This is a genomic window from Myroides odoratimimus (genome assembly GCF_030326305.1).
In the GTDB taxonomy this organism is placed as follows: Bacteria; Bacteroidota; Bacteroidia; order Flavobacteriales; family Flavobacteriaceae; genus Flavobacterium; species Flavobacterium odoratimimum_A.
Window position 1 is genome coordinate 1 of sequence record NZ_JACAKB010000066.1, and the last position, 3,794, is coordinate 3,794.

Genomic DNA, 3,794 nt, shown 5'->3' on the forward strand with positions numbered 1-3,794 from the left:
ATTCAACCTTTTAAGTAATACGTACGTACGTAAGTACATACGTAAAACAAAACAAAAATCAATTTATTAATCGAGGAGCATCCTCACAAAACAAAACAAGATGAAAGATTTAAGTGATTATTTAAATTTACCAATTGACAAAAATATGAGAACATACAATGCTATAGTAACAACTGATAAAAACTATCTAGTAGAGATAGTGAACCAAGAGAAATATGCTTATTTCTATTTTGATGAAGTACACAAAGCTTTATACTATTTAAAGGAGGGGTGTTATGATGACTATCTTTTTTTAGTTAATCAAGGTCTTAAAGAAGTAACTGTAAAAATAAATAGTAATATGGTACAAGTAGCTTTAGTTTGTCTAGTAAAAATCAATAATACGAAGTCTTTTAAGAACATTTATGACCTTAGAAGTAATCACAGTACGTATTATTTTAAACTTCAAGAGGAGACTAGTATAGCAACAGACTATTGCATTTCTAAGACTTCTTTAAAAGATTTTTTTCAGAAATATTTAATAGAGTATTCTCTTTGGAGAGACTTTAATAATAGAAACCTAAGTTTAGATACATTATCTTTCTATGAAATTACTGATACAGATATTCTTAAAATGCTAGATATAGTTCAGACTTATGATCTAAGTCTTTTTAACGATATGACAGTATAATTAAACTTTATTATTAAGAAGAGAAAAGGATTAATTTTACTTATGACCTAAGCAAGTCTTTTAAACTGCTGTTTTAACCGCACCATATAGGTATTATTAATAACTTAAAACTATTTATTATGTCAGCTACAATTAGTCGTAAAGAGTTAGGCAATATTACTCTAGAAGATTTTATCAAAAGAGAAGAAAACTTTATGGTGGAGCTTTATACAGATTATTACTTTAGACCAGTACTAACAATAAAAGAAAGTATGCGTAATCTAGCTTTTGCAGAGTGTTTACAAAAGTCTGAAATTATAGAACGCTACTACTATGAAAAATTCGAACCTAGTTATAATAACATTGTTATTATAGTAAAGCAACAGGATATTATAGACTACCTTCTTGCGAGGGATAGAAAAGAAAAAAGGATTGAAGAGGAAAAAATTTCTATGTTAGATATAGAGGCTTTCACTCAAGTACTTGAAGAGTATAATCAGAATCCGTTAAAAAAACTATTCAATGAGCTTTATGAAGTTAACGATAATAGTTATAAAGTTACAGGATTAGACGAAGAGTTTAAATACATTAAATAAAAGTAAATTTTAAGCAGAACCGCAACTGTTATAAATAGCGTTTATTATCATGGCTAACTATAAATTAGATAACCTATACACAAAAGAAGAGTATAGGTCTAAAAAAGGATTAACCCATTCTGAACTAAAAGATAAACTTGAAGCAGGAGAAATAGAGATTGTTTCTATTAATGGAGGGGCATTAATAAAAGATGGAGATTTTGATTTAGAAAGAGATTATATGATATCTGAAGCTGTAAATAAAATACTATCACTTAAGAAAGTTAATGTTGAATGGTTAGAAAATAAAATAAACTCTGTTATTGAGGAAGTTGAAAAACAAACAATAAGTGATAGTATTGATGATATTCTTATAATAAGAAGTTTAGCTAACAAGTTAAATTATTTATGTGATTTACAGGATGCTTTATTAATGTCTAAATACAATGATCAATATAGAGTGTATGAACTTAAAGGGAAAACAACAGATTATATTACTTTTTTGAAACAGGAAGCATTTAATATATAATACCTTTTTTGAATGCAGTATTTCTGCATAGTATATGTTTTAGTTTGTGCTAATATTTAAATTATTAAATTATGAAAAATAAATATTATAAACTAGGAGATGAAGTTTTTTTAAAACTACATAACAAAGAAGTTACAAAGATTTTAATTCTTAAAACTTACTTTTCAATTAGTATAGAAAACGATTGTTCAGATTTTGAAAAAGAGTATCTAAAAAAAGAAAAGGAGGTTCAAGAAATTACTGAAAAAGAGTTTAATACTCTTTATAAAAGAATTATTAATAAGCTCATTAATAGATTATGAAAAAAGATTTAAAAATACAGTGTCAAATTTATGATAAACAACTTGATGAGTTGTTTATAATGAAAAAAAAAATTGCTGAAAAAGCTCTTATAATATATACAATTACAGGACTAATCTTAACTGGTTTTTTTCTGTGGATATTGCCTTTTGAGTATATGTTTTATACAACGATGTCGTTAATGGTTATATTAGGTTTAATATATCACGTTATTGTTATTAGAAAGTTTATTTTGATGTCCGAAGTATATACTATGAAAGAAATATTCTTAGCACTATTTCTTTTTTTCAGTGCTGTATATCTAGGTATTATTAAAATAACTCAAGCACATTATACTACTGATAAAGGATTGTTAGTTTTGATAAGTTCCCCATTTTTTAGTTATACCCTTTATAAAGTAATTCAGATTTTTTATTACAAACAGGTTACTAAAATCAATAAAGAGATACAAGATATAAAAGATAAGTATGTAATGAGTATATTAGATAATTAACATTATGGAAAAAGAAAAATTTGAAAACTTAACAATCGAACAAAAGATACAGAAGATAAACAATATTATTTTACATCTTCCTTATGATAAGAAAATTGATGTTTGCAGAAGCTGTAGACACAAAAACGGAGACTTTAAAGAGTATGATAATTATATACAGGACGGAGGATTTTGTTCTGTATGTATGTCATATAAAGAAGTACTAAATTATACAGTTATTGACCTTGTGGAACAGGCGGATATTTCTATACATGATTATTTTGCCTACCACGCTCCCAATGGAGAGATCTATTCGGGGATAAGAAAAACATTATCTCGCATTGATATAGATATGATTAAGATAGAGTATGAAATGGAGAGGAAAAAGGGAATGACCGAAGAACATATAAAACTTGCTTCTGCCTATGGTATTGATGAAAGTACTCTAACTCCAATTAATAAAATAACAGCTAAATATTTAAAGATGACATATTTATTTAGTGGTTTGTTTTTAGGGGTTTTGGTAAGTTTAATACTCTATTCATGTAGAAATCTTGCTTATTTCTCTACTATATGGAATGGTTTATTAGGGTTGATTATATTTATCCTTTTTATTGATGCTATTTATAGTTTTATAATGCAATCTAAAATAAAGCAAAATACTAATTATATACTTGTAAGAGGTGTTTTTAATATATTGATTTGGTTATTAATACACTATGCAATAGGACGTGTTTTTGAATTTAATTTGTAAACTATGATTTTGATTTTAACTATTTTCACGATAGTAATACTATTACTAGTATGTGTTATTATGGGATATACTATTTACCATAGATTTAATGGTAATCTTAATAATACTCAAACCTTACAAAGACTAGGTGTGCTATTTACAGGAGCTTTTCTTTTGTTTTCAATTATTGAAGTGTTTAAAGGATATTTTGTTTAGAATAAGATATATCTTATATTTGAGTCTTAATCTTAATAATGCTCTGTTAAGATTCAGTTTTTAAAATTTAATATTATTATTAGCACCTCAATTGAGGTGTTTTTTTGTTTATATTAATTGTATTTATATATTTGTTGTGTTCTAGAACATTTAACCGCACCATATAGGTATTTAAATTATTGACAGTATAACATAAATTTTTTAATTAATAAACCTTTTATAAGGTATAAAGCACCCAAATAAGGGTGCTTTTTTTATTTACAGGAGTAAGTATTTATATATTCAAACTCTCACAAAACACGATTATAAAAAAGGAATTT

At 25.8% G+C, this 3,794-nt stretch carries 6 protein-coding genes; all 6 read left to right on the forward strand.

The window, feature by feature from the left end:
* Positions 1-100: 100 nt before the first annotated feature.
* The 6 genes from HX049_RS18210 (at position 101) to HX049_RS18235 (ending at position 3,279) form a co-directional block, all read left to right on the forward strand.
* Entirely contained in the window at positions 101-670 is a 570-nt protein-coding gene (locus HX049_RS18210) for a hypothetical protein (RefSeq protein WP_286417793.1), read from the forward strand.
* Between the two features lie 119 nt (positions 671-789).
* Positions 790-1,245 (forward strand): hypothetical protein, encoded by a 456-nt coding sequence (locus HX049_RS18215; RefSeq protein WP_286417794.1) that lies wholly within the window; start codon positions 790-792, stop codon positions 1,243-1,245.
* 49 nt (positions 1,246-1,294) lie between these two features.
* Positions 1,295-1,753 (forward strand): hypothetical protein, encoded by a 459-nt coding sequence (locus HX049_RS18220; protein ID WP_286417796.1) that lies wholly within the window; start codon positions 1,295-1,297, stop codon positions 1,751-1,753.
* Between the two features lie 71 nt (positions 1,754-1,824).
* Complete coding sequence (locus tag HX049_RS18225; RefSeq protein WP_286417798.1) at positions 1,825-2,055, forward strand: hypothetical protein; 231 nt, start codon at positions 1,825-1,827, stop codon at positions 2,053-2,055.
* A complete protein-coding gene (locus tag HX049_RS18230; protein ID WP_286417799.1) occupies positions 2,052-2,546 on the forward strand; it encodes a hypothetical protein in 495 nt (164 codons plus the stop codon). Before HX049_RS18225 ends, HX049_RS18230 begins: the two co-directional genes overlap by 4 nt.
* 4 nt (positions 2,547-2,550) lie before the next feature.
* Positions 2,551-3,279: a hypothetical protein gene (locus HX049_RS18235; protein ID WP_286417800.1), complete on the forward strand. Its 729-nt coding sequence runs from the start codon at positions 2,551-2,553 to the stop codon at positions 3,277-3,279.
* Positions 3,280-3,794: the final 515 nt, after the last annotated feature.

What these genes read in the sequence shown, in the direction of transcription:
- HX049_RS18210 (WP_286417793.1), top strand. Translation starts at nt 101, where the DNA reads ATGAAAGATTTAAGTGATTATTTAAATTTACCAATTGACAAAAATATG.
- HX049_RS18215 (WP_286417794.1), top strand. Translation starts at nt 790, where the DNA reads ATGTCAGCTACAATTAGTCGTAAAGAGTTAGGCAATATTACTCTAGAA.
- HX049_RS18220 (WP_286417796.1), top strand. Translation starts at nt 1,295, where the DNA reads ATGGCTAACTATAAATTAGATAACCTATACACAAAAGAAGAGTATAGG.
- HX049_RS18225 (WP_286417798.1), top strand. Translation starts at nt 1,825, where the DNA reads ATGAAAAATAAATATTATAAACTAGGAGATGAAGTTTTTTTAAAACTA.
- HX049_RS18230 (WP_286417799.1), top strand. Translation starts at nt 2,052, where the DNA reads ATGAAAAAAGATTTAAAAATACAGTGTCAAATTTATGATAAACAACTT.
- HX049_RS18235 (WP_286417800.1), top strand. Translation starts at nt 2,551, where the DNA reads ATGGAAAAAGAAAAATTTGAAAACTTAACAATCGAACAAAAGATACAG.